The 25,113-nt window shown below is 32.2% G+C and carries 24 protein-coding genes; 2 read left to right on the top strand and 22 right to left on the bottom strand.

What is annotated here, in order from left to right; genetic code table 11:
• Window positions 1-5: 5 nt before the first annotated feature.
• The 4 genes from aroE to BLV37_RS00680 form a co-directional block, all read right to left on the bottom strand.
• Window positions 6-872 (bottom strand): shikimate dehydrogenase, encoded by an 867-nt coding sequence (gene aroE, locus BLV37_RS00695; protein WP_091725843.1) that lies wholly within the window; start codon window positions 870-872, stop codon window positions 6-8.
• Window positions 873-1,014: 142 nt separating this feature from the next.
• Window positions 1,015-2,352: an ABC transporter permease gene (locus tag BLV37_RS00690; protein ID WP_091725840.1), complete on the bottom strand. Its 1,338-nt coding sequence runs from the start codon at window positions 2,350-2,352 to the stop codon at window positions 1,015-1,017.
• Between the two features lie 14 nt (window positions 2,353-2,366).
• Window positions 2,367-4,064 carry an efflux RND transporter periplasmic adaptor subunit gene (locus BLV37_RS00685; RefSeq protein WP_091725837.1) on the bottom strand — a complete coding sequence of 566 codons (1,698 nt, stop codon included), beginning with the start codon at window positions 4,062-4,064 and terminating at the stop codon, window positions 2,367-2,369.
• 32 nt (window positions 4,065-4,096) lie between these two features.
• Window positions 4,097-4,834 (bottom strand): ABC transporter ATP-binding protein, encoded by a 738-nt coding sequence (locus BLV37_RS00680; protein ID WP_091725834.1) that lies wholly within the window; start codon window positions 4,832-4,834, stop codon window positions 4,097-4,099.
• A gap of 449 nt (window positions 4,835-5,283) precedes the next feature.
• Between BLV37_RS00680 and BLV37_RS00675 the strand changes: the two genes are divergently transcribed.
• The gene (locus BLV37_RS00675) at window positions 5,284-5,859 is read left to right on the top strand and encodes a YhcN/YlaJ family sporulation lipoprotein (protein WP_091725831.1); all 576 of its coding nucleotides are present in this window, start codon (window positions 5,284-5,286) and stop codon (window positions 5,857-5,859) included.
• Between the two features lie 29 nt (window positions 5,860-5,888).
• Here the strand turns inward: BLV37_RS00675 and BLV37_RS00670 are convergent, their stop codons facing one another.
• Window positions 5,889-7,025 carry an aldo/keto reductase gene (locus tag BLV37_RS00670; RefSeq protein ID WP_091725829.1) on the bottom strand — a complete coding sequence of 379 codons (1,137 nt, stop codon included), beginning with the start codon at window positions 7,023-7,025 and terminating at the stop codon, window positions 5,889-5,891.
• A 237-nt stretch (window positions 7,026-7,262) separates the two neighbouring features.
• On the opposite strand from BLV37_RS00670, the gene BLV37_RS00665 reads away from it, so the two are divergent.
• Window positions 7,263-8,288 (top strand): branched-chain amino acid aminotransferase, encoded by a 1,026-nt coding sequence (locus tag BLV37_RS00665; protein WP_091725827.1) that lies wholly within the window; start codon window positions 7,263-7,265, stop codon window positions 8,286-8,288.
• A gap of 44 nt (window positions 8,289-8,332) precedes the next feature.
• Here BLV37_RS00665 and BLV37_RS00660 read toward each other — a convergent pair whose 3' ends face one another.
• The 17 genes from BLV37_RS00660 to udk all read right to left on the bottom strand — a co-directional run bounded on the left by BLV37_RS00660 (window position 8,333) and on the right by udk (window position 25,108).
• Window positions 8,333-9,778: a TrkH family potassium uptake protein gene (locus BLV37_RS00660; RefSeq protein ID WP_091725825.1), complete on the bottom strand. Its 1,446-nt coding sequence runs from the start codon at window positions 9,776-9,778 to the stop codon at window positions 8,333-8,335.
• Window positions 9,729-11,135 (bottom strand): Trk system potassium transporter TrkA, encoded by a 1,407-nt coding sequence (gene trkA, locus BLV37_RS00655; RefSeq protein ID WP_091725822.1) that lies wholly within the window; start codon window positions 11,133-11,135, stop codon window positions 9,729-9,731. The genes BLV37_RS00660 and trkA overlap by 50 nt, the downstream gene beginning before the upstream one ends.
• Window positions 11,136-11,178: 43 nt before the next feature.
• Complete coding sequence (locus BLV37_RS00650) at window positions 11,179-12,240, bottom strand: 3'-5' exoribonuclease YhaM family protein (protein WP_091725819.1); 1,062 nt, start codon at window positions 12,238-12,240, stop codon at window positions 11,179-11,181.
• Between the two features lie 19 nt (window positions 12,241-12,259).
• Complete coding sequence (locus tag BLV37_RS00645; RefSeq protein ID WP_091725816.1) at window positions 12,260-12,628, bottom strand: zinc ribbon domain-containing protein; 369 nt, start codon at window positions 12,626-12,628, stop codon at window positions 12,260-12,262.
• A gap of 123 nt (window positions 12,629-12,751) precedes the next feature.
• Window positions 12,752-13,393: a polyprenyl diphosphate synthase gene (gene uppS, locus BLV37_RS00640; protein ID WP_091725813.1), complete on the bottom strand. Its 642-nt coding sequence runs from the start codon at window positions 13,391-13,393 to the stop codon at window positions 12,752-12,754.
• A 338-nt stretch (window positions 13,394-13,731) separates the two neighbouring features.
• Window positions 13,732-15,147: an NAD(P)(+) transhydrogenase (Re/Si-specific) subunit beta gene (locus tag BLV37_RS00635; protein ID WP_091725810.1), complete on the bottom strand. Its 1,416-nt coding sequence runs from the start codon at window positions 15,145-15,147 to the stop codon at window positions 13,732-13,734.
• Between the two features lie 16 nt (window positions 15,148-15,163).
• Complete coding sequence (locus BLV37_RS00630) at window positions 15,164-15,439, bottom strand: NAD(P) transhydrogenase subunit alpha part 2 (protein ID WP_091725808.1); 276 nt, start codon at window positions 15,437-15,439, stop codon at window positions 15,164-15,166.
• 17 nt (window positions 15,440-15,456) lie between these two features.
• Window positions 15,457-16,638, bottom strand: a complete 1,182-nt coding sequence (locus BLV37_RS00625; RefSeq protein WP_091725805.1) for an NAD(P) transhydrogenase subunit alpha — start codon at window positions 16,636-16,638, stop codon at window positions 15,457-15,459.
• Window positions 16,639-16,937: 299 nt separating this feature from the next.
• A complete protein-coding gene (locus BLV37_RS00620) occupies window positions 16,938-18,044 on the bottom strand; it encodes a hypothetical protein (protein WP_091725802.1) in 1,107 nt (368 codons plus the stop codon).
• Between the two features lie 80 nt (window positions 18,045-18,124).
• Entirely contained in the window at window positions 18,125-18,325 is a 201-nt protein-coding gene (locus BLV37_RS00615) for a hypothetical protein (protein ID WP_208975159.1), read from the bottom strand.
• Between the two features lie 26 nt (window positions 18,326-18,351).
• Window positions 18,352-18,852 (bottom strand): DUF4431 domain-containing protein, encoded by a 501-nt coding sequence (locus BLV37_RS00610; RefSeq protein ID WP_091725797.1) that lies wholly within the window; start codon window positions 18,850-18,852, stop codon window positions 18,352-18,354.
• 255 nt (window positions 18,853-19,107) lie between these two features.
• Window positions 19,108-19,905 (bottom strand): alpha/beta fold hydrolase, encoded by a 798-nt coding sequence (locus BLV37_RS00605; protein ID WP_091725794.1) that lies wholly within the window; start codon window positions 19,903-19,905, stop codon window positions 19,108-19,110.
• Window positions 19,906-20,204: 299 nt separating this feature from the next.
• Window positions 20,205-20,786, bottom strand: a complete 582-nt coding sequence (locus tag BLV37_RS00600) for a class I SAM-dependent methyltransferase (RefSeq protein WP_091725791.1) — start codon at window positions 20,784-20,786, stop codon at window positions 20,205-20,207.
• 392 nt (window positions 20,787-21,178) lie between these two features.
• Window positions 21,179-21,619, bottom strand: coding sequence for a GNAT family N-acetyltransferase (locus BLV37_RS00595; protein WP_091725788.1), 441 nt, complete (start codon window positions 21,617-21,619; stop codon window positions 21,179-21,181).
• A gap of 394 nt (window positions 21,620-22,013) precedes the next feature.
• Window positions 22,014-22,709, bottom strand: a complete 696-nt coding sequence (sigK, locus tag BLV37_RS00590; protein ID WP_091725785.1) for an RNA polymerase sporulation sigma factor SigK — start codon at window positions 22,707-22,709, stop codon at window positions 22,014-22,016.
• Window positions 22,710-22,784: 75 nt separating this feature from the next.
• Window positions 22,785-24,425: a peptidoglycan D,D-transpeptidase FtsI family protein gene (locus BLV37_RS00585; RefSeq protein ID WP_091725783.1), complete on the bottom strand. Its 1,641-nt coding sequence runs from the start codon at window positions 24,423-24,425 to the stop codon at window positions 22,785-22,787.
• A gap of 62 nt (window positions 24,426-24,487) precedes the next feature.
• On the bottom strand, window positions 24,488-25,108 hold the full coding sequence (gene udk, locus BLV37_RS00580) for a uridine kinase (RefSeq protein WP_176967814.1): 621 nt from the start codon (window positions 25,106-25,108) through the stop codon (window positions 24,488-24,490).
• Window positions 25,109-25,113 lie beyond the last annotated feature (5 nt).

Here is a 25,113-nt window from a genome sequence, read left to right as displayed (position 1 = left end):
TTTGGCTAAATTTCCAGTTGAATTTTTTTAGTTATTTTTTTAACTAACAATTCTGAATCTACTCTATGTTCAAATAAGTTACTATTCCATATAATCTGAGAATAAATAGCTTGATTAATAAGCATGTCTATTCCGTTAATAATATTATACCCCTGCTTTTTTGCCTCTAACAATAGTCTCGTCATTTCAGGCTTATAAATTATGTCATAAAAAATAGTTTGTTTAGAAAATAAACTAGGTGAAATAGGTATATTATCAACATGTGGATACATGCCTATAGAAGTAGTATTAATTAATAAGTCTGTATTTTTAAACAGGTCATTGTCCTGTACACTGTCATAGCATTTTACTTTGAGCTGAGGAAATTTATTTTGAACGGAGGACTTTAAGTCATATGCATTTTCAATAGTTCTATTTATTATTAGCAGCTCATTTATGCCTTTATAAGCCAATGAAACAGCTATTGAACGAGCAGCACCTCCAGCACCAATCATAACTACTTTGTTGCCTTCTATACTATATCCTTTATTATTCATTGATTCAATAAATCCATCTCCATCCGTATTAAAGCCCTTTAGCTTACCACCTATATTTAATACTGTGTTTACAGCACCAACTATTTTAGCTTTTTCATCTATTTCATCGAGATATTTAATTATATTTATCTTATGAGGAATAGTAACATTGAAGCCTTTTATTCCTAATGCTTTAATCCCATGTACTGCTTTTTCTAAATCTTCTACTCTAAGTGCTAAATACTTAGCGTTTATATCTAACTCTTTAAAAATAGTATTATGTATTAATGGGGACAGACTCTTTGAAATAGGGTTTCCTATTAAGCAATAAAGACTTGTATCAGCATTTATACTCATCCTTCATCTCCTCGTATTTAAAAATTTTTTATGAATTTATTAATGTATTTATTATATAATATATCAGACTAAAGTACTATAAACAATATATTGAAAAGCATAAAAAAAGTTGGAGAAAAATGACACTCCAACTTTTTTGCTTTTATTGTCTTTTTAATGCTTCTACTGGTGGCAATGAGGATGCTGAAATAGCAGGATATACTCCAAAAAGCAACCCTGAACATAGTGCAACTATAGTAGCTATTTCTATGGCTTGGAAGTTTATGGCCGTACTAAAGCCATAGTTTTCAAATAGATTGAGTCCCCATACACCTAATGCTGTACCTGCTATTGCACCTATGGCACTAAGGTATAGTGCCTCTAGTATAAATTGCAACAGTAGGTCTGATTGTTTTGCTCCAATTGCTCTTCTAAGCCCAATTTCCTCTGTTCTTTCAGTAACAGCAACTAGCATTATATTCATAATACCTAATCCACCTACTAGCAAGGATACTGCAGCTATACCACCTAAAAGTAATGTCATAACTCTATTTGCATTATCTGCTTCTTCAACTAGCTGATTTAGGCTGGTTATGGTTATTAAATCCTCGCCGCTACTAGGTATCTCCGGTTGAGAAGGTTCGTCATAGTAATAATCATCATAATAAAATCCTCCACCATAAAATACTGCTCCTCCACCATCTATGGTTTCTTCTCCTCCATTAGAGCCACCTGCTGGAGCTGTTTGATCTAAGCCTAGCCTTCTTTTAAATATCCTGCCTAGCTGAACTACTACTAAATCTGCCTCTTCTTTTGAAGCAGCTTTCCCCCATATTTGATCTACTTTTCTTTTATCTGCAATTTTCAGTGCAGTAGTATAAGGGATAATTACTTTATCGTCTATTCCTTCTGCATTACCGGATCCTTTTTGTTCAAGGACTCCTACAATCCTATAGGTTTGGCCTTCTAATGTAAAAGTCTGTCCTACAGGATTTCTTCCTTTCATTAGACCTACTCCCATATTATATCCAAGCACTGCTACTGGAGAGCGTTGTTTTACATGTAGACTAGTAAAGAAATTCCCAGAAAGCAGTTCATTGTCCCTTATTTTATGGAAATCACTATTTACTCCTACAACATCTACAGATCCTCTTGCTCTGCGCCATTTCATAACAGCCTTAGTATTTACTACAGGTGTTGCCATATCAAGACCTTGAACTCTTTCAACTAATTCCTCTGCTAATTCAGGCTCAAATTCAATTGATGAATGTTGTGCTTTAATTTGAATTACATTAGAGCCTAAGCTTTCAAATTGCTCTACTACGGATTGTCTAGCACCTTCTCCTATACCCATAAGACTAACCACTGAAGCAACTCCTATGGCTACTCCTAGAATAGTCAAAAAAGATCTCAAAGGGTTAGAAAGTATTCCATGGGCAGCCATTTTAGCTGTAAACCATATTCTAATAAAGAAGGAAAATATGCCTCTTTTTTCTTTCATTGCTATATCCTCCTTTAATTATTATTGCCATCTATATTGTCACCATTGTTACCATCATTGTTCTCTCCTCCACCTGATGGAAGTATTGGGTCATTTGATTTAATATGCTGACTTGGCAATAAGTCTGCTGTGCTTCCAGTTATAACCTTATCTCCTTCTTTTAAGCCTTCAACAACTTCTGCATATTTATCATTCATAAGTCCTAGCTTTATAGCTTCAACTCTTGGTATTCCGTCATCACCTAATATTTCAACCTTTGAAACTCCATCTTCTTCAAATATTGCTTCTAATGGCACAATTAAAACTCCTTGTGCACTTCCAGCATCTACATATGCTCTTGCCTGCATTCCCGGTCTTAATTGTGGGCCACCTATTACCTCTATCTCAACCTGGAATCTAGTTAAACCATTTCTGTCTTTTCCCATTGTTGAAATTCTCACTACTTTACCCTGGAACTTTTCCCCTGGTAATGCATCTACAGTTATAGTAACTGGAGCCTCTTGCTTTACCTGCAGTACGTCTATATCATCTATTTCAGCCCAAATTCTCATGTCTGAAGTATTATATACATCTCCAAGCCATTCTCCACCTCTTACAGTTTCCCCTTGCTGTCTCCAAATACCTCCAACTATACCATCCATAGGAGATCTAATTTCAAGCTGATCTAATTTTGAATAATAGTCTCTCATTTCATTATTTAGTTCCCTAATCTTTTCTACCTTTTCTTGAATCATATCTCTTACATCTGCTCCAGCCATAGTTACAATAACATCGCCTTTTTTTACTTCTTGCATCCCTTTTACATGAACTTGAGTGGCTACAGCTTCTACTGGTGCTACAAGCTTTTCTTCATTAACAAAGCCCTCTACTATTCCTGGATACATAAAATAGTGTATAGAAGGAACAGATTGATTGTCTCCACGTGATAATCCCACTTTTACTTCCATATTTGCTTGAATTAAGCCTGGGTTATTAGCTTCAATTGTAGCCATATATACAAAATTTGTACCAAATTTTCCTTCTTCTGAATTATCTGGTACTGCACTTGAATTCAATTCTGTAATAGTGCCCTCTATAGCTCCATCAAAATAAGGAAAAGATAAAGCAACAGTTTGCCCCTCAGAAACCATACCAAATTCTGATGGAGTAAGCTTAGCAGATACTTTAAACTTAGAATTATCAACTATGCTTGCTACTATATACCCTTGAGAAATCTTTTTTCCTTCTTTTGCATCTAGGTTCATAATTCTACCAGAGATTGGTGCAGTTATTTTTAAACCTTGGGAAGGATTTATGTAATCTACCTCACTAATTGGAAGCCCAGTTAGCTGAGATAATTGTTTTTTCTGAGAATCAATTTGCTCTCTTATATCATCTAGTTTATTATGTATTTCATTTGCTAGAAGTCTTACTACTACTTGGCCTTGAGTTATTTCATCACCTTCGTCTACTAAAAATTCTTCAATAACATATTGAACTGTTTGCCCTGAATACATATCGCCAGGTACTCTTATACCTCCAGATCTAGATGCATTTAATTGTCCTGATATTTCTACACCTGCTGAAATATCACTTTTTTTCGTTTCAAAAGTTGAGTAAATTGGTCCCTGTGCTTCTTCTGATTTTTCTGGCATAAGCTGCTTAAACGCATAATATCCTCCACCAGCTACTATAGCAATTACTATCAAAATCATTAATAATCTTTTTGTCAACTCCAACACCTCCAAAATCAAATATATAAATTTTATTCTATAGCCTTTAATGATTCATTTAATACTTCTATTTTTTCTATCTTACCATCAAAAAGTCTAAAAATTTTATGTCCATATTGGGCAATTGTCTCTTCGTGAGTAACTTGCACTATTGTAATACCCATTTCTTGATTTAATTTTTGAAATACGGACATAATATTAACGCTAGACTTTGAATCTAAAGCACCTGTAGGCTCATCAGCAAGTAATACTGAAGGTTTTCCTACAATTGCACGAGCTATGGCAACTCTTTGTTGCTGTCCTCCTGATAATTGAGTAGGAAGGTGATGCATTCTATCTCCTAGATCTAAAGATTCTAAGGCTTCAATTGCTCTTTTTTTTCTTTCTTTCCCTAATATACCTCTATATATCAAAGGTAGCTCGACATTTTCTAATGCAGTTAAGCCTGGCAGTAAGTGGAATGATTGAAATACAAAGCCAATGAATTGGTTTCTTATGTCTGATAGTTGCCAATCGCTTACCTTTTCAACATTATTATCGCCTAACTTATATGTACCTGTGGTAGGCTGGTCCAGGCAACCAATTACATTTAATAATGTAGACTTTCCTGAACCTGAGGGACCCATTATTGAAACAAACTCTCCATTTTCAATAGATAAATCAACGCCATTTAAGGCATTGACCTGTATTTGTCCAATTTTATAACATTTAGTAATGTTTTTTAGCTCAATTAATGCCAATTCTTTCTCACCCCTTTTAAAAATTGTCATTTATTAGACGAAGTAAACTAATAAAAAGTTCCAAAAAAAATATTATGTTTATCATATAACATAATATTTAGCTTTTTAAAAAACTAAATTATGCCAAAATATATTTCTCTTATAAAAGTATAAAATATATTATTTTACTTTCATAGCAATTTATCTTCAATCTAATCAATAAATAATCCTTTCGACGAATTTGCTCATATTCCTTTATAAAAAATAAATCTTAATAAATTTGTAATTTTTTCATCCTAGTTTTAATGAATTTTAAACTTATTGTTCATAGTATGCCAAATAACTAATTAATATTAGTGTTTGTGTTTAACCAATAATTGTTCTTATTATCTAATATAATACACATCTTGATAACTATGCTTTATCCTACATATTTATCTATGCCTTTTGAATAATAAAAATAATTTAAAGTAGCAAAATATATGTAGGAGGTGATAATTTTGAAAAATGGATTTAAGCTTATTTCGCTTGTTGCTATATTGGTGTTAGTATTAAGTATTGGAATGGTAGGGTGTACTATAAGGAGATCTGAAAAACCTAATACTCCTTACAATAATAGCCTAAACAACCCGATACAAAGAAGCACCGATTTTAGTGGCAATACAACTAACCAAGATAATCTAAATCCTAATAGAAATCTAAATGACAATATGATTGATAGAAACATTAATTATACTGAACAAGCTGTAGCAGACAAAGCTGCAAGAATTGCTGACAAAGTTGATGACTTAAAAGAAATAAACAGAGCAACTGTTGTTATCTCTGGAAACACTTGTTTAGTTGGTGTTAATATGGATGACAATATTGAAGGTAGTATGACTACAAACTTAAAAAATAGAATAGAGAAAATTGTTAAAGATACTGACAAGAATATTACAAATGTATCTGTTACTGCAAATGCTGACCTCTTTAAGAGAATTGAAAATATGGGTAGAGATATAAGAGCTGGGAAACCATTGTCAGGATTTGCTAATGAAGTTGAAGAAATCATCAGAAGAATCACCCCTATAAAATAAATATCCGGATTTTACCGGATATTTACAGGTTATTTTCTTAACACCAAATCAGCTTCTTTTAAATGATGTATTATCTCTATATTTTGCGGGCATATACTCTCACATTGACCACATTCTATGCACTTTGTTGAGTCAGTGCCCGCATTTATCATGTTTTCATAAGCTTTTTTGCCCCATGTTACCATATCATAAACAAAATAATTGTTATAAATCTCAAATATGTTTGGAATAGCAATATTATTTGGGCAAGGCACACAGTATCTACATGAAGTACACCCAACCTTATTGCGGCTATTGTATATATCTTTAATATCATTAATCAGCTTTATTTCATTAGGTTTAAGAGAATTTGGTAATGCAGTTGAAGCAGTTTTTATATTTTCCTCTACTTGTTCCATAGTGCTCATACCACTAAGTAGCAAAGCTACCTCAGGTTGATTCCAAACCCATCTTAGCGCAAGCTCTGCAGGAGTCATTTTTACTCTGGATTTTTCCCATAATTCCTTAAAATCTCCTTCAGGTTCTTTAGCTAATTTACCACCCTTTATAGGCTCCATAATAATTATTGCTAATTCTTTTTCAGCAGCATACCTTAAGCCTTCTAAGCCAGCCTGATAATTTTCGTCCATATAATTTAACTGTATCTGACAGAATGTCCAGTCATATGAATTGACAATTTCTTTAAATGTATCTATATCATCATGAAATGAAAATCCTGCATATTTAATTCTTCCATCCCATAAGGCTCTATCTAAAAAATCCAAAACTCCTAAGTCTTTAGCATTTGTCCATGATTTTTTACTTAGCGAATGCAATAAATAAAAATCTACATATTCAGTTTCTAGTTTTTCAAGCTGCTCATTTAAATACTTATCAAAATCTTCATAAGTTCTACAAAGCCATACAGGAAGCTTTGTTGCAAGCTTTACTTTTTCACGATAACCGTCTTTTAAAGCTTTAGCTACTAGTGGTTCACTATTTCCTTGATGATATGGATATGCTGTGTCTACATAATTAACCCCATTATCTATAGCATATCTTAACATCCTTATGGCTTCCACTTCATCTATTTTCCCATTATCATTATCTAGTACCGGAAACCTCATGCAGCCAAAGCCTAGATTTGATACTTGAAAATCTAATTTGCCAAACTTTCTATACAGCATATGTCATCCCCCAATACATTTATTTTATTCCTTTAGTATATAATAACATAAAAACAAGCTCTTGGGAAAAATTATAGATAAAATAAGTTTCTGTTTTAAGCTCAAATATATCGTTGAATCTTATATGAGTATTTTTATGTGCTAATCTTCCTTTATATATGTTCACTAAATGCAATTAATAATATATAATAAAAACATGAATAATTTTTAGACAAATCTAAGGGAGGAGATTAATTTATGAAGAAAGATGTAAACATTGATTGGTCACAGCTAGGGTTTGGATATATTAAAACTGATCTTAGGTACATATCAATATGGAAAGATGGCAAATGGGATGAAGGAAAACTAGTTGAAGACAACAATATTACCATAAGTGAAGCTTCAACAGCACTTCATTATGGACAACAGTGCTTTGAAGGAATGAAAGCTTATAGAACTAAAAATGGTGATATTCAGTTGTTTAGACCAGATCAAAATGCTAAAAGGTTGAATAATAGCTGTAAGCGTATTCTTATGCCTGAGATCCCAGAGGAGAAATTCATCCATGCATGCAAACAAGTAATTAAGGCTAATGAGGCATATGTACCACCTTATGGTACTGGTGCCACTCTTTATCTTAGACCATTTGTTATAGGTATTGGAGATAATCTTGGTGTTAGACCTGCTCCTGAATATATGTTCTGCGTATTTTGTTCTCCTGTTGGTCCATATTTTAAAGGTGGAATGTCTCCTGTAAACTTTGTTATTACTCAGTATGATAGGGCTGCTCCTTATGGTACTGGTGCTGCAAAGGTAGGAGGTAACTATGCAGGTAGTTTATTACCGAATTCTATAGCTAAATCTAAAGGTTTTGCTGACTGTATTTACTTAGATCCTGCAACTCATACTAAAATTGAAGAGGTTGGAGCAGCTAATTTTTTTGGTATAACTCATGATGATAAATTTGTCACTCCAATATCACCTTCTATACTTCCTAGTATTACAAAGTATTCATTAATGCATATTGCTAAGCATTATTTGGGCTTAGAGGTTGAAGAAAGAGATGTATTTATTGACAAATTAGATGAATTTAAAGAAGCAGGTGCTTGTGGAACTGCAGCGGTTATTTCTCCTATTGGTGGAATAGAATACAATAATAAGCTTCATGTATTTTATAGTGAAACTGAGGTTGGACCTATAACTCAAAAATTATATGATACTCTCTGCGGTATTCAATTTGGAGATATAGAAGGACCTGAAGGTTGGATTGTAAAAGTAGATTAGAATATAAAACTCTCATGTTCATTAAGTAACATGAGAGTTTTTGATTAGTTATTTTTCCAAAACTCAGGAACAAAGAAAAGAAAAACCGCAAACAATTCTAGCCTTCCAAAAAGCATTAGTAGAGAAAACACAATCTTACTTAATGGGCTAAAAAAGCTAAAGTTCTGTGTAGGTCCTACCATTGAGAAACCTGGTCCTATATTCCCAAGAGTTGCAGCAACTGCACTTGTTGAGCTTATAAAATCAATGCCTTCTAAAGATATTAGAAGGGTCCCTACAGCGAAAATTACCATATAAAGAAAGAAGAAGCTGGTAATACTCACAACTACATCTGAGGAAACAATTTTGCCATTTAGTTTTATAGGAATAAACGCTCTTGGATGTAGCAGCTTAGAAATCTCTCTTTTAACAAGCTTACCCATAATTAATAATCTTACTACTTTAATTCCCCCACCTGTTGAACCAGCGCTTCCACCTACAAACATTAAAAAGAATAATATACTCTTACTAAAACCAGTCCATTTATCAAAATCAACTGTACTGTACCCAGTAGTTGTTATTATTGATGATACTTGAAATAGGGCGTGTTTAAATGTTTCAAAAATAGAACTATATGCTTTCCCATACAAATTTAGAGTTATCAATAAAGTGCTTACTGCTATTATACTTAAATAAAGCTTAAGCTCTGAATTTTGGATTGCACTTTTCCATCTACCTTTGTATATTTCATAATAAAGCGGAAAATTTACTCCTGAAATTATCATAAATATAGAAATCACATAAGTAATATAACTACTATTATAAGCACCTATACTACTATTTTTAGAGGAAAAGCCCCCTGTGCCTACAGTTCCAAAAGTATGGATAAGCGACTCAAAAAATGACATGCCTCCAAAACATAGTAAAATAGTCTGTAATATAGTTAGTCCAATATACAAGGTATATAATATTTTTGCAGTATCCTTCATTCTTGGGACTAGCTTATCTGCTATTGGCCCCGGGCTTTCTAATTTAAATATTTGGTATCCACCTACTCCAATAGCCGGTAAAATTGCTATTGTTAAGACAAGAATCCCCATACCTCCAATCCAATGCATAAAAGATCTCCAAAAAATTATTCCTTTTGGTAATACTTCAATATTATTGATTAGTGTAGCACCTGTTGTAGTAAGGCCAGAAACAGTCTCAAAAAAAGCATCTACTAGAGATGGTATGCTTCTGGAAAAAACAAAAGGTAATGAACCAAAAAAAGAAACAAAAATCCAGCCCAATGTAACTATTAACAATGCATCTCGAGCCTTTACTCTTTTGTGTTTTATTGAGACTTTAGTTGTAGGAAAACCAACAATTATTAGCAAAACTATTGTATATATAAAGGCTTTTAAGTCATTGCCTCCAGTAAAAAAGGATATTGCTAAGGGAGGTAAAAGGGCTATGGCCTCAAATAGAAGTAGACTTCCTAATACCTTTATAATGATTGCGTAGTTCATTTAATAGTCCCCCTTTTGGCTTGTAAAAAAGTTTTTCTAGGGCTGTAACTTCAGATTTTAAACAGAAAACTATAAGCCTGTCTCCAGAACTAATAATTGAGTTCCCATTTGGTATAATTACTTTTCCTTTGTGAACTATGGAACCAATAATTATTCCTTTAGGTAAATTTAGCTCTGATAATGGTTTTCCAATAATTTTAGAATTTTCCTTGGCAATAAGCTCTAAGACTTCTGCCTGACCTCCTAATAATAAGAATAGAGATACAACTCTACCACCTTGTATAAATCTCATAATTTCTCCAGCAGTTATCATAACTGGGTTTACAGCATTATTGACTCCTAGCTGTTCTATTATAGGGATATAATTAGTTCTACTTACTTTGGCTATTACTTTCCCTACACCATATTTTCTAGCTAGTAATGTCATTAAAAGATTTTCTTCATCGTAGCCTGTCAACGAAACTAAGGCATCAACCTCACTTATGTTTTCTTCTGTCAGGAGGTATGGATCTGTTGCATCGCCGTAAATGATTAAAGCACCTGGTAATTCCTGAGCCAGGTATTCACATCTTTCTTTATCTCTTTCAATTATTTTTACAGATATACCATGTCGGATTAACATTTTAGCTAAATAATAAGTAGCTTTTCCTCCTCCTAGTATCATTGCATTTTTTACTAAAATATTTTTTTCAACATTGTAACTATTACTTGCTAAGCTGCCGATGGCTTCTTTCTCACCTATTAAATAAAGAGTATCATTTTCTTCAAGCATAGTATCTCCATTAGGAATAATAATTTCTCCATCCCTAAGAATAGCAGCTATTAATACAGATTTAGGTATGTTAATATCTTTGATTTTGTTGCCCTTCATACCTTCTGAATCATGCACCCTAATATTAATTATACTAACTTTACCTTTTGCAAAGTCTTCCATATTAAGTGCTTGTCCTTTAAATAAATGAGCTGCTATTTCTTTAGCCATTTCAAGTTCAGGATTCGCCACATAGTCAATATTCATATGTTTTTTCAACTCATCTATCTGCCCTGAATACTCTGGATTCCTAACTCTAGCTACAACACGTTTGCATCCAAGTTTTTTTGCTAAAGAACAAATCAGCATATTTGTATCGTCGTTGTTTGTAGTAGCGATTAATAAATCTGCATTTTTCACATTAAACTCTTCTAAAACTGGTATTTGTGCACCATTTGCTTTATACGTGAGAATGTCAAATTGATTATTTGCTCTTTCAAGTTTACTTTCATTAGTATCTATCATTACAACATTATTATCCTTTTGAGAAAGAAATTCTGCTAATAAATATCCTAGCTTCCCAGCACCTACAATTATTATATGCATCTAATATCTCCCTTCCAAACAATGCTTCCTATCTGTCTTATCCCTATTCTTCTATCTCTAAAAGAAGACTAGAATCAAAGATTTCCTCTTTATCTATTGAATATAGCTTTTTCATGTTATCCCTTAAATCCTCTTCTGAGACTATATTAATATTATGTAAGCTCGATTTAAATAGCTTTCTATTATTCAATATCCAAATTTTATCTGTGAACTCATTTGTTTCAACTGCTAATAATGCTTTTTCCATATCATACATTCTTGCATCTATTATATCAATATAATGTAGTAGCTCTGCCTCAGGAATCATTGGTCTTTTAGGACTACCAAACTCAGGCTCATAATGATGCGATAATATCATATGTTGAAGCAGTATTGAAGTTTCCCTATCTACTCCCAGCTTCATTGCAACACTATCAACCATTTTTATGCCTTGTATAATATGCCCTAGTAGTTGACCTTCAACAGTATATTCCGAAACTATACCTAGATTATTTGCGTCCATCTCATCAATTTTAGCAATATCATGTAATATAATACCAGCAAAAAGCAGATCACTGTTTAAATTAGTATATACTTCTGTAAGCTTTTCTGCAGTCATAAGCATTCTCATTATGTGATAAAGAAGTCCTGAGCGTATAGCATGATGATTTTGCTTAGCTGCAGGATAATATAATAATTTATCTTTATATTCTTCTATAATATATAGAACTATTTTTTCAATATCTTTATTCTCTATTTTATTAATGTATTTTAGCATTTGGTTGTACATAAAATCTGGCTCATACGGTGCAGTCTGTACATAATCTTCAATATTTACCCTATCTTCATCTGTAGACAATCTAATTAGCATAATACGTAATTGTTTTTTTCCTTGCCATTCGTCTACAATACCTCTAATCTTAACAATATCATTTTTAGAATATTTAGCTATATCTTCTTCTTTACAATCCCAAAGCTTCGCATTTATATCTCCTGTATTGTCACTTAAACTCATGTCAAGATAGCTGCTACCATTAGATGTGGTCTTAGCCTCTATTTCTTTAATTAAATAAAAGCCTTCTATTTTTTGGTCTATATTAAAATCTGAAATTTTCATAAAACTCATTTTTATCCCTCCTAGATATTTACTCTAGTTTCCTTCCACAATAGGGACAAAATAAAAAATTGTCCTCTGACTCTTTATGGCACCATGGACAAAGCCTTTTGATATTATGACTTTTTAACTCCTTTAAATCCCAATAAGTCACTTCTTCTCCACGCTCTACTCCTTTTCCTTTTTCCTTTGATATCTGGTAGATAGCATTGCAATTATCACATAAAATATAATAACTTTCATTCCACTTTAAAATAGGAATGAAAAAAAAGTGAAAATATGTATATGTTTTTATTAATTGTCCATTGTGCTCATCTTTGCATGACTTACAGTATAAATTAGATAAATCTTTTATTTTCTTTTCTTTTGTTTCAATTCCAAATATGCCTATAAAAAACATTTTATCACCTTAGTAAAAGTTTGTATATAATATAGTCTATATTGAAAGTATTATTATTACAAGTCTATATTTATTCCTAGTTTAAAGACACTTTTATAGTATTTAATTATTGATTATCATTTATTATCCACCTAAAGTAATATCTTGTTCATTGTACCATTTTAAAGCCTGAAAAAAATGGTCTGTTTTGAAATCTGGCCAATAATCATCTATTACATAGAAATCAGCATATATTGATTGAACTGGAAGAAAACCACTTAATCGTCTCCTTCCTCCCCAGCGTATTATTAAATCTACTCTAGATACATCATTTGATTTAATGTTATTATGTATGTTTCTCTTAGATTTATCTGCTAATTTTAAATTGTTTAAATCCCATTCCCAGCCATAATTTACTAAAAAATTAACTTTCATGCTCCCGTTACCAAAGGTTTTTCTGTTTGTATATGGCAGTAGTTCCTTTGGAAACATAGATGAATTAGTATTTCCCACTACTAGCAAGGAAGCATCTTCTTTAGATAGCATATTTACTGCATCTATACATGCATGAGTGAAGGCTTTTCTTTGTTCAGATGGTCTTTTTGTGTTATCAGTAGTAAATCCATAATAAGTAATCTCTTTAACACCAATTCCTTGACAAAGTTTAAATAAAACCAATCCTGGATTTAAGCCTTCTGTGTATCCTTTTTCTTTTGTCATTCCTTTTGAAACCGCCCACCTTCTATTCCCATCAGGAATAATTCCTATATGACTTGGTATTCTCATATAATCACCTCAAGTTTAATTGTCTATTTTATAATGGATAGGAAAGTTCTGTTATTCATTGAGCTTTCCGTATATGGATTTGAAAAAAGCTACCTTCTTAATGCACCATAAAAGCTTTTTTACTATATATTATAAAATAATACTTATTTATATTATTTACATATTTTTAACTTTAATCCTTGTTTTAAAATCTCTTTAGATAATTCTTGTATAATATAAAATCCATATATGTATAGTTAATATAACATATATAATATCAAGAAAATAAATAAACACAATAGGTACATCCGCTTACAACTTATTGGATATCTCCTATTGTGTTTGTTTTTGTATTGCTACTATTTAGAAATCTTAATGTTTAGCTCATTAACAGTCTCCGAAGCATTACCCATTATCATATAAACATGCTCCATTTTATAAAGTGAGTTTTCCACTCCTGAATACCCCGGCTTATTATCAAGATTAAATACTATTACATGTTTTGCTTCCTCTGCCTTTAGCACTGGCATACCATAGATTGGTGTACCCTCTGCTGTATTAGCTGCAGGATTGACTACGTCAGAAGCGCCTATTACTATTGCTATGTCTGTTTCTTTAAATTCATCATTTACATCATCCATTTCCTTTAGCTTGTCATAGGGAATGTCTACTTCTGCTAAAAGAACATTCATATGCCCTGGCATTCGACCTGCTACTGGATGAATTGCAAAGCTCACTTCTTTGCCCTTTGATTCTAATAAATCATAAAGGGTTTTAACTTGATTCTGTGCCTGTGCTACTGCCATTCCATAGCCTGGTATTATGATTACTTTTTGAGATTCTTCTATTATATCTTCTACTGTTCTCTCTCTTGGTGCTTCTTTAGCATTTATTTCTTCAACTACTTTCTCTTCAGTCTCGTCATAAGCTTTTTCTGTTTTGTCTACGGAAACAGTTTTTTTACTTCTTGAAGAACCATTCAACACATCAATAAGAGAACGATTCATAGCCCTACACATGATTTGCGTAAGTATTATACCTGAGGCTCCTACAATAGCTCCTACTGAAACTAATAGTGGATCCCCTATGGTAAGTCCTGATATTGAGGCTGCCAGTCCAGAAAAAGAGTTTAAAAGAGAAATAGTGATAGGCATATCACCGCCACCAACTCTTAGTGCAAATATAACTCCATAAACTAAAGAAATTAATAGACTAACAGAAGCAATAATTAAAACTAGAGAGTCTGTTAGAATAGCTCCAATAATAGTTAAAGCTCCAAGTACAACTATAATTAGGGTTGATATCATTCCCCCGCCTGGAATCGAAACAGGTTTTTGTGAAATCTTTCTATCTAGCTTTCCAGCAGCTATGAGGCTACCACTTAAGGTTACTCCTCCAATAGCTAATGCTAGTAAGCCTGCAAATCTATTAAAAACTGGCATAGCACTATATTTTTCAGAGATTTCCACTAAGGCTACAAAGGCTGAGGCTCCACCGCCAAGGCCATTTAACAATGCTACCATCTGCGGCATCTGAATCATCTTTACATTTTTAGCTAATAAACCCCCTATAATACCTCCCAATACCATACCGCCCCATAATAATGGTATAGTAAGTATTCCATTATAGTACATTACAGCTATTATAGCTATTAACATAGCGGATGCACTAATTGTATTTCCTTTTCTTGCAGTCTTAGGGGAGCTCATTAATCTTATCCCCCATAAAATCAATATTGATAACACAATAGAAACAACTTGATAGATCCCCTTCATATGCAGCTACACCCCATTATTTTTTATTAAACATTTTTAGCATTCTATCTGTAACAACAAAGCCTCCTAAAAGGTTAATAGTTGCAAAAACTATGGCCATAAATCCCATTATTTTGCTCCCTTTAGATACAGCAACTGCAGTAGAAACTAAAGACCCTAATATTGTCACTCCAGAAATAGCATTTGTACCGGACATTAGTGGAGTATGAAGTAATGTAGGGATTTCCTTTATAATTTTATAGCCTAGATATGATGCTATTATAAAAATCAGTATCAATGCCCATGAATCCATTTATCTTCACCCCTTAATTATAAACCCATAGCCTCTCTTGCGCCTGAGTGTAATAGTTCGCCATCCATGGTTACTAAAGTTGAAGCAATAATTTCATCTTCTCTATCTACTATGAATTGGCCATCTTTAACAAAAGCAGCAACTAGATTATAAATATTTTTTGAAAACATCCAAGTTGAGCTTGATGCCACCATACCTGGAATATTATTAGTTCCATCAACTGTTACTCCGTGATGTTCTGCAATGACTCCGCTTTCTGAAAGCTCACAGTTACCGCCTTGATCTATGGATACATCCATGATTACAGATCCTGGTCTCATGGCTTTTACCATTTCTTCTGTAATAAGAATTGGTGCAAGTTTTCCTGGAACTAACGCTGTAGCTATAACTATATCAGCATCTACAATAAGATCTCTAATGGCCTCACGTTCTTTTATAATCCACTCTTGAGGTAAGCTCTTTGCATATCCACCTTCTCCAATAGCAACTTCAGCTGGCACCCCTGTATCAAATACTTTACCTCCTAAGCTTTTGGCGTGTTCTAATGCCTCTGGTCTTATATCGATTGCAGTTACCACTGCTCCAAGTCTTTTAGCTGTAGATAAAGCCTGCAGTCCAGCTACTCCTGTACCAATTACCACAACTTTAGCTGGTTGTATCATTCCTACTGCTGTTCCTGTCATCGGAACAAATTTTGATAGTTTATTAGCAGCCAAAAGAACACTTTTATATCCAGCTACCGTACTCATAGAAGTTAGAGCATCCATATTTTGAGCCCTGGATATTCTTGGAATCCCATCTAGAGTAAGACTTGTTGCCCCACTTTTGGCTAAGGATTTTATCATTTCATGGTTTTTAGGTGCAGCAGGATGTAAGAATGTTATAAGTATTTGTCCGTTTCTAAGCATATCTACTTCATGCTTTCCTAGATTTGAATTAAATATTGGCTCTTTAACTTTTAATATTATGTCTGCTTGATTAAATATCTCCTGTACATCGTCATAAATTTTAGCACCAGCTTTTTCATAATCCACATCTTCCATAAGCGAGTTTAAACCAGCACCTTTTTCTACAAGTACAACAGCTCCGTTCTCTACCATTTTCTCCACTGTTTCTGGTGTAGCAGATACTCTTTTTTCACCTTTCATGATTTCTTTTGGAATACCGATAGTTAAGCCTTTAAATTGTGCATTTCCCATATATTACCCTCCTGACATAATGTATTATAGATTAAAACTATAGCCTTTAATATTCCCAGAAAACAACAAACACATTGCTGTTTTCTGGGAATATATACTTAGATATGCAAACGTTATCAACTGAATTATACACCATTTTTCCTTGGGATTACAAGTGTTTTAAAATTTTCTTAACAATATGTAACTAATTTGCATTTTCCTTATATATTTGCTTTTTCAAAAAGAAATACCATAAATCTATTTCTCAACGTTACAATATTTGTGGCGTCCCTGCGCAAATACTTTGTGATACATTATTATTACCACTCAATTCTCTTTACATCAAAAAAATGATCTCCAACTAATGCTTTAACTGGTCCTTTGATTATCTGTTCACATTCCCCTATCTTTACCCTTAAAAAGTTTTTATGTATGATTTCTTGATTCCGTTTCACAATATTCATAGGATCAAAACCTGTTACTTGAAAGCCCTCCTCCAAACTATTTAACTTGGATCTTCTTTCAAATTCATCAAATACTGTATCTATTTGCTCTTTCCAGTTAATAACACACTGCTCAATTGCTGCTAAATCTTCATGTTTATAATCAATATTTACCTCTTTTATCTCTAATTCACTTTTAATAAAATCACTTAAAAATAATTCACTATTAGCAAACTTATCCTTCCAGTTTGGTATGTATTCGTCTGCAATTAAACCCAATAACAGGCCTTGATTATATGTACTTTGTCTTATTTTTAGATTTTTTTCATTTATTTCTGTAAATCCTTTTATATATTCTTCTAAAATTGATTTACGATTGTTTGGAATTAATTGAGTACGTGCTTTATACTCTACATATACTGCTGTTCCCTCAATGCTTTCTATGGCTTTTTCATATTCTATAATACTTCCTAAAAGCTTTTCTCTTTTATTTCTAATATTAAAGTATAAAGTTAGTAATTTCATCCTTTTTTCTTTATCATTTTCAATACTTGCCCCTAAAAGATACCGTCTTTCTAGCATTCGTAGATTAACATTCTCAATTGTAATTGGATAATCAATACCTAATAATTCATTAGGAAACCTTTTTTCACCACTTGCAAGCTGAAAACAATGAAACATTTCATGGATGATAAGTGATGCTAGTTTTGCATTATCAGTATCTTTGGTGATAGTATCTTCGTTCCAAATTGCTACATAATTATTGTTGATTGAAATAGCTGTATTCCCTATAAATCTTGCATCTACATTTCCCACAAAACATGAATCTTTTTTTATTAAGTTGAGATCTATTCCTACGTCATCACTAATATAGAAATTTTTATCATTATATATTGCATACTTTGTTTTTGTAAACTTGTCCCACAATTGATTATAATCAATCGAGTTTAAAAATTTTTCTAATTCTTTCATTTTCCATATCATTTGAATCCCTCTCTTATATTTAATGTTTAGTAATGTTCCATATTTGCGACGTACCTGAATCAGTAAGAGTTGGAAAATAATTATTTGTCTTTTCCTAATCGAGCTTTCTGAATCTCATATGCAATATATACTAGCACTTCCATTACCAGAGTTTGCTGATTTAGAACTTCATAATCACTCTCTTCTACGAACCCCTCTAGTTTCTTACTTAATATACATTCTCGGTAATTTTTTATCAAATCATTTCCCCATGAAGGAATAGGCTTTAATGTTGACCTCATCATTTTCTAGCTTCTATTACTAGTTATTAATCTAGAATTTTATCTACGACTATCAATACTTCAGTATAATGATAACCTGTGAAAGCAGAGAATAGAGTTCCTTGGATTTTAATACGCTTATTTTTATATTGCTTTGCCATATCCACATAGGGAGCCCCTTTCAGTACTAGTTGAATTTCTGAAACATCAGATATACTTGAATTAAATACATCAGTATCTTCTGCAATAACTTTTATTGGATCATCTAGCTGTAAAATAAATGGATACCTTTTTTCATCGTTATCAGGGTCTTCCCCATATCCCGGAGGTCCATAATGCAACCTTGTAATTAGTGTGCCTTCAACTATTGAAACTTTTGGCTCAAAATAATATTCTTTTACAACTTCTGAGTCTGTTACTCCTTCAAAATCTGACCCAACTTTTTCATTTGATTCATTAAATTTTATTTTATCTTCTTGATTAACATTACATGAACATAATACAAAAGAAATTATGACCAATATAAGAAAATTTCTTAATTTTCTCATGATGTAAACTTCACACCCCTTTTAAGTATAAATAACGCCTAGTGAACAACATAAATCTACAAGTATGCTCAATATATAGTCTTCACAAAACTCCTCCCAGGTTGCAATGGGATAGGCTTTTCTAATCAATATATGGTTCCATAAATACTGCCCACTTCTTGTTTCAAGTCCACATTTATTATATTGTATTTTAGATATTATCTAATTCGTTCTCTTTGGATTAATTTAATTATTAGATAAAAGTACAGATTGTACTCATAATTTACTTAAAAATTTTTCTGTAACTTTGTTAAATTCTACATGATTATCTACATTTGAATTATGAGCAGCGTTTGTAATGATTTCTAAATGATATCCCTCATGTTTTGACCATTTGAAATTATATTTTTTTACATATCCTGTATTATCACTATCACCTACCACTAAAAGAACTGGAAAATCGAATTTAATCGTTTCTTTCCTCTTAAGAAATCCTCCATATCCCATATTTATAATAAATATAATTTCTTTTTTACTCAATTTAGAAACCGCATTATATAAATTTTCATAAGCATACTCCGTTTTTGTCGCTCCTTTAGCAATGCTCTTAACTAGCAAACTGTATGGAAGCCATGAGGACATAATACCAACCTTAGTTAGAATATATCTCTCCCATTTTGAATAGTAGTAATGTCCAAAAGGGTTAGTATCTACAGCCACGAAAGCCTTTACCTTTTCTGGATACTGTATAGCAAACTCTTGACATACATATCCACCCATGGATTGACCTACTAAAATCACTTTATCTACTTTCTCTACATCCAGAATATTTTTTAGTTCATAGGCTACATTATAATAGGAAAAATTATCATATGGACGTGACTCGCCATGCAGAGGCATATCCCAAGTAATTATTTTATATTTTTCTCCAAAATAACCCACCTGCATATCAAACATAGTATGGTCAGCAGTCATTCCATGAGTAAAAATAATGCAACTCGCATCTTCATTTTTATTTCCACCAATCCAATAATAAATTATCCCATGTTCAGATTTTATACTTTTTTTCTCCATAAAATTTCACCCCTAAAAGAGTATCTTAACCATATTTAATACACATGTTTATTTAAGTATTTCATAAATAATTTCCAAGTAATTATCTATCTTTTCAACATCTTTTTTTCAAACAAGACCCTAAAAACAGTCCGTTATCATCCTAGTGGAGCTTTGCTCCCGTGAAGGGATATGGTTCACATCACCCTAAGATTGTACCCTAGTACACCTTTACACAAATAAATTATTATAGGATGTTATTACTCTTTTTACCTTCTCCATAAACCTGCACATAATAGAAATATTATGCAATAATAGCACTATTTCTTTTTATTTTTTTTCGGTTTAATGTTAGCATAAGAAGTGTCCTTTTTCATTGCCATAAAAACATAATATCCATCTATTTCCCAAATCCTTACTCCTCCAAATATTGATATTAATTTGTTTTTATACCAATCTTTCCTTTTAGTAACCATATACATCTTTCCACCAGTGGATAATCTATTAAATCCTTTTTCAATAAATTCTTTTGGAACAGAAAAATCAGTGTGGTATGGGGGATTAGAAAGAATTACAGTAAAGTCTTTTTCATCAATATTTTTAAACCCGTCACTTTGATATAACCTAATTCCTTGAACATCGTTTAGAACAATATTTTCTCTTGCTAACTCTATTGCTTTACTATCTATGTCTGTCATAACTACATTTGTTGAACCTGTTATTTTTGAAGAGAATATTCCCACAATACCATAACCACAACCTAAATCTAAAACCTTATCATTACCATCAAATTCAACAACTGATAACATTGCTAGGGTACCTTTGTCAGCATTTTTAGGAGAAAAGACTTCATTTGATGTTTTAAATTTCATGTTAATATCCCTTATGTTTATATTTAGCATAGTTACACTCCTTTAAATGTATCCTCAAATTGCAATTATTCCATTGTTTCCCACAAACATAATATAAATATCTTCTCAAATATATTATCTATCTTCTTAACGCATTTTTTCAAACAAGCTCACCAAAGAACAGCCCCGTTATCATCATGTCGCTTAACGTTCCCGTATTTGCGACGTCCCTAAGCTGGGCCCGAGAAATAGACCCCATAGTGGAGATTTGCTCCCAGTGAAGGGATGTGGTGCACATCGCCCTAGGCTTGTACCCCGTGCACCCTTGCGCAAATATTTTGTTATAGGATGCGACACCCCCCTAGCTGCAGAATAAAATAAATGCTCACTTTCTGAAACAGACCTTAAAACAATAACATAACAATCTGTAAAGTTAAAAATATCTAACTCTCAAATATAAAATGCGTTTCCGTTTCGTCTAATATTTTAAACCCTAATCTTAAGTACAACGATTTTGCCCCTTCATTGATCTTAAAGCACCCAATTTTAACTTTCTTCCCTTTTTCTTTCCCGTCCTTTAAAATATCTTTTATTACCTCACTACCAATTCCCTTACCTTGGAATTCAGGTAAAATCTCTAGTTCAGTAATATGAATTATTTTATCTTCCTCAGCTACTTCAAGTACTCCAATATTAATATCATTAACTAAAATAATGTTATTCCTGCTGGGTATAAAGTTCTCCGAAAAATCTTTTTTCTGATATTCTTCATCCCAACCCCATATTTTTTCAATATGACTTCTTAATGTTCTCTTTTTTACTCCATATATAAAGTCATAATCTTCTAGTGTTGCCTTCTTCAACAAATAATTTTTTCTATCCATATCTTCACCCCAAAAAATTCTCGCAAAGAACGACCCCGATATTGTCGTGTCCTATAACTATTATATTTCCGACATATACATGTCGGTAATCCTATCAAATCGTTATGCTTTGCGACACATTGCCGATAATTCATCCAAAACAGTAAGTTTTGTGACACTAAGCTTAATGCATTATATTAGTAAATGTTCTGTGTAAAAGCGAATATATTTTTAAAAAGAAATTTTTTAACTTATGAAGTACTTAATTTACTTCTATATAGTCCTATCTTTTCCTTCTTTTTCTGTTTTTTTAAATTTTATTATTAAAAACTATTATAGGCACCGATATTGTTCATATTATTTCATATTCTGATTTATAACATATTATATAAAAAAACAGGTGAGTATCACCTGTTTACATCAACGCTTTATTCAATTTCTTTATGGCCCTCTTCTCAATCCTAGACACATATGACCTAGATATACCTAGCATCTTAGCTATCTCTCTTTGAGTTTTGCATCCTCCGTTTATTAGTCCATATCTTAGTTCTATTATGATCTTTTCTCTATCCTTAAGCACCTTATTCATCTTGCAATATAATCTTTTAACCTGCATTTTTAAATCTACTTCCTCTAGTATTTCATCTGATTCGCTTCCTAAGATGTCAATTAATGTTAGTTCATTGCCTTCTTTGTCTACACCTATTGGATCCTGTAGGGAAATTTCAGATTTTATTTTTTTACATGCACGGATAGTCATTAATATTTCATTATCTATACATCTGGCAGCATAAGTAGCTAGCCTAGTGCCTTTGCTTCTATCAAAAGTAGTTATTGCTTTTATAAGTCCTATTGTACCAATGGATATTAAATCATCTATTTCTCTTCCTGTATTATGATATTTTTTTACTATATGAGCAACTAATCTTAAGTTTCTCTCAACTAGAATATTTTTAGCATCCTCATCTCCTTGTTCATACAGTATTAAATAATTTTCTTCTTCTTCTTGGGATAAGGGCTTTGGAAATGAGCTACTATTTGAAACATAACCCACTAATGGCAAAATCGGCTTGACAAAACATCCAAGGATTGCTAATACTGCCGTCAGCATTGAAGCAAACACCTCCATAATAATGTGCATTATATTTAATTATATGAAGATGTTTTAATTTGTGTGCAAGTACACTTATATATTAGAAATACTTTTAACTATTTTTTCAAATATTGGCACAGCTATTTTGCTGCCTGAACCTCCCTCTTCTATAAACACCGTTATTACATATTTGGGATTATCTGTTGGAAAATATCCTGAAAACCATGCATGAGTTTTCTCTTTTATATTTTCTGCAGAGCCTGTTTTACCTGCTGCTCCCCCTATGCCTGATACATTCATATTTTTTGCAGTTCCGCTGTTTACAACTCCTTCTAAACATTTCTTTATATCTTTACACAAAGCTTTTGAAAATACTCGTTCTTCCTCTATTCTATTTACCTTTTTAACTAATCTTCCTTCCTCAGTTACTATACTGTCTACTATACTTATACTCTTTCTAAGTCCATCATTAGCAATAATCATCATCATATTAGAAACCTGTATTGGAGTGACTTCTATACTTGATTGACCAATTGATATATTTCCTATAGCAGGTCCTAACAACTCATTATGGGCAGGAAGGTTGCCTTCAGCTTCAATTAATATGTTTTGAACCTTACTTCCAAATCCTAATCTCTTAGCAGTTTGAATTATCTCTTTAGAACCAATTAGTTTACCAATCTGAATAAAAGCAGAGTTGCATGATTGACAAAAGGCATCATATGCAGTTATTTCTCCATGACCATCACTATTATTACATTTAATCTGAAAATTACTCAAATCTTCATACCCCTTACAAAAAAAAACATCATCTAAACCAATTAAACCCTTTTCCAGAGCTGATATTAGAACTACAGTTTTAAAAATTGAACCTGGAGGATAAGACACCTCTAATGCTTTATTGTAAAAATCCATCTCACTACTTCCAAAGTTCGTCTCTACATCATTTTGATTTATATTAGGCCTACTTGCTATGGCTAATATATCTCCTGTTGCCACTTCTACAATTATAATGGCCCCTTTTACATTTTTTTCATCCATAGCTTTTTCAACTATATTTTGCATGTTTATGTCTACAGTTAATTTTACACTATTTGTATTAGTTTTTTTTTCACTAATAACTAGAGTGTCATTTAAACCTGGAATTATTCTCTGTTTACCATCTACTGTAACGGATTTGATTCCATATTTTTCATTCATTTTTAAAATATCATTATATTCTTTCTCTATACCATATTCGCCAGTATTTTCACTTTTTTTTAAATATCCTATTACATGTGAGAGTATGTTTTTATTATCGTATCTTAATATCTTGTCTTCAATAATAACTCCCTTAATATATACATCATCAGATATAGGCTCTTTTAAAGGAATCTCTATGATTTTATTATTTGACCTACTTATTATCTCTATTTCTTCGTCCGAAAGGTATAATTTATCCTTTAAAAGCTCTAATGATTGGCTATCATTTAGAATTACATCCTTAAATATGAAAAGAGTTTTTTGAGTTAAGCTGTTAGTAAGTTGAACATTATTTCTATCAAAAATATTACCTCTTGCTGGTGCTACTCTTATTTCTCTTGCATGCTGCTTATCTGCCACATTCCTATAGCTAGCCCCCTTTACTATTTGTATCCAAAATAGTCTTGATATGAGCAAAGAAAATAGAATAACAAACAATGTGACAATCTTTTTAGTTCTCATATATATTTGCTTTTTTTTCATTTTATCCATAATAAAACCTCCATATAAGTCTATGGAATAATTATTCCCAACTTGCTATGGAGGTATAATGTCTATTTTGAAATAATAGATTTTACTTTAGTAACCATTAAATCAATAGCTACCTTGTTGTATCCACCTTCTGGAATGATAATATCTGCATATCTTTTACTTGGCTCTACAAACTGCATATGAGCTGGTCTTACAGTAGTCATATACTGTTCTATGACCGAATCTAAGGTTCTTCCTCTTTCTTTAATATCCCTAGTTATTCTTCTTATAATTCTTACGTCTGAGTCAGTATCAACAAATATTTTAATATCCAACAACTCTCTAATTCTTTTATCATCTAAAATTAGAATGCCTTCTAAAATTATAATATCTTTAGGATATACTTTTACTGCTTCCTTCTTTCTTGTATGTTCTTCAAAGTTATATATAGGTTTATCAATAGGTTTTCCATCCATTAACATTTTCAGATGCTCTATGAGAAGGTCATTATCAAAGGCAAAAGGATGATCATAATTGGTTTTAACTCTTTCTTCAAAAGACAAATTGCTTTGGTCTTTATAGTACGAATCTTGCTCAATGATGACAATATTTTTTTCTGGTAATGACCCGAAAATTTCCATTGCAACAGTGCTTTTCCCCGAACCAGTACCCCCTGTAATTCCAATTAGAATCGGTCTGTTCACAGCTA

The sequence above is a fragment of the Proteiniborus ethanoligenes genome (genome assembly GCF_900107485.1).
In the GTDB taxonomy this organism is placed as follows: Bacteria; Bacillota; Clostridia; order Tissierellales; family Proteiniboraceae; genus Proteiniborus; species Proteiniborus ethanoligenes.
The sequence above is the reverse complement of the archived record's forward strand: the minus strand, read 5'-3'. Positions and strand labels throughout refer to the sequence as shown.

Bases quoted from the DNA above. Each gene is read 5' to 3' on its own strand.
- BLV37_RS00600 (WP_091725791.1), bottom strand. From the start codon at position 20,786: ATGCTAAATATAAACATAAGGGATATTAACATGAAATTTAAAACATCA.
- BLV37_RS00665 (WP_091725827.1), top strand. From the start codon at position 7,263: ATGAAGAAAGATGTAAACATTGATTGGTCACAGCTAGGGTTTGGATAT.
- aroE (WP_091725843.1), bottom strand. From the start codon at position 872: ATGAGTATAAATGCTGATACAAGTCTTTATTGCTTAATAGGAAACCCT.
- BLV37_RS00660 (WP_091725825.1), bottom strand. From the start codon at position 9,778: ATGAACTACGCAATCATTATAAAGGTATTAGGAAGTCTACTTCTATTT.
- BLV37_RS00690 (WP_091725840.1), bottom strand. From the start codon at position 2,352: ATGAAAGAAAAAAGAGGCATATTTTCCTTCTTTATTAGAATATGGTTT.
- BLV37_RS00605 (WP_091725794.1), bottom strand. From the start codon at position 19,905: ATGGAGAAAAAAAGTATAAAATCTGAACATGGGATAATTTATTATTGG.
- BLV37_RS00625 (WP_091725805.1), bottom strand. From the start codon at position 16,638: ATGGGAAATGCACAATTTAAAGGCTTAACTATCGGTATTCCAAAAGAA.
- BLV37_RS00635 (WP_091725810.1), bottom strand. From the start codon at position 15,147: ATGAAGGGGATCTATCAAGTTGTTTCTATTGTGTTATCAATATTGATT.
- BLV37_RS00585 (WP_091725783.1), bottom strand. From the start codon at position 24,425: ATGGATAAAATGAAAAAAAAGCAAATATATATGAGAACTAAAAAGATT.
- BLV37_RS00670 (WP_091725829.1), bottom strand. From the start codon at position 7,025: ATGCTGTATAGAAAGTTTGGCAAATTAGATTTTCAAGTATCAAATCTA.
- BLV37_RS00620 (WP_091725802.1), bottom strand. From the start codon at position 18,044: ATGATATGGAAAATGAAAGAATTAGAAAAATTTTTAAACTCGATTGAT.
- sigK (WP_091725785.1), bottom strand. From the start codon at position 22,709: ATGCTGACGGCAGTATTAGCAATCCTTGGATGTTTTGTCAAGCCGATT.
- BLV37_RS00645 (WP_091725816.1), bottom strand. From the start codon at position 12,628: ATGTTTTTTATAGGCATATTTGGAATTGAAACAAAAGAAAAGAAAATA.
- BLV37_RS00615 (WP_208975159.1), bottom strand. From the start codon at position 18,325: ATGAGGTCAACATTAAAGCCTATTCCTTCATGGGGAAATGATTTGATA.
- BLV37_RS00650 (WP_091725819.1), bottom strand. From the start codon at position 12,240: ATGAGTTTTATGAAAATTTCAGATTTTAATATAGACCAAAAAATAGAA.
- BLV37_RS00630 (WP_091725808.1), bottom strand. From the start codon at position 15,439: ATGGATTCATGGGCATTGATACTGATTTTTATAATAGCATCATATCTA.
- trkA (WP_091725822.1), bottom strand. From the start codon at position 11,135: ATGCATATAATAATTGTAGGTGCTGGGAAGCTAGGATATTTATTAGCA.
- uppS (WP_091725813.1), bottom strand. From the start codon at position 13,393: ATGAGAATACCAAGTCATATAGGAATTATTCCTGATGGGAATAGAAGG.
- BLV37_RS00595 (WP_091725788.1), bottom strand. From the start codon at position 21,619: ATGGATAGAAAAAATTATTTGTTGAAGAAGGCAACACTAGAAGATTAT.
- BLV37_RS00680 (WP_091725834.1), bottom strand. From the start codon at position 4,834: ATGACAATTTTTAAAAGGGGTGAGAAAGAATTGGCATTAATTGAGCTA.
- BLV37_RS00610 (WP_091725797.1), bottom strand. From the start codon at position 18,852: ATGAGAAAATTAAGAAATTTTCTTATATTGGTCATAATTTCTTTTGTA.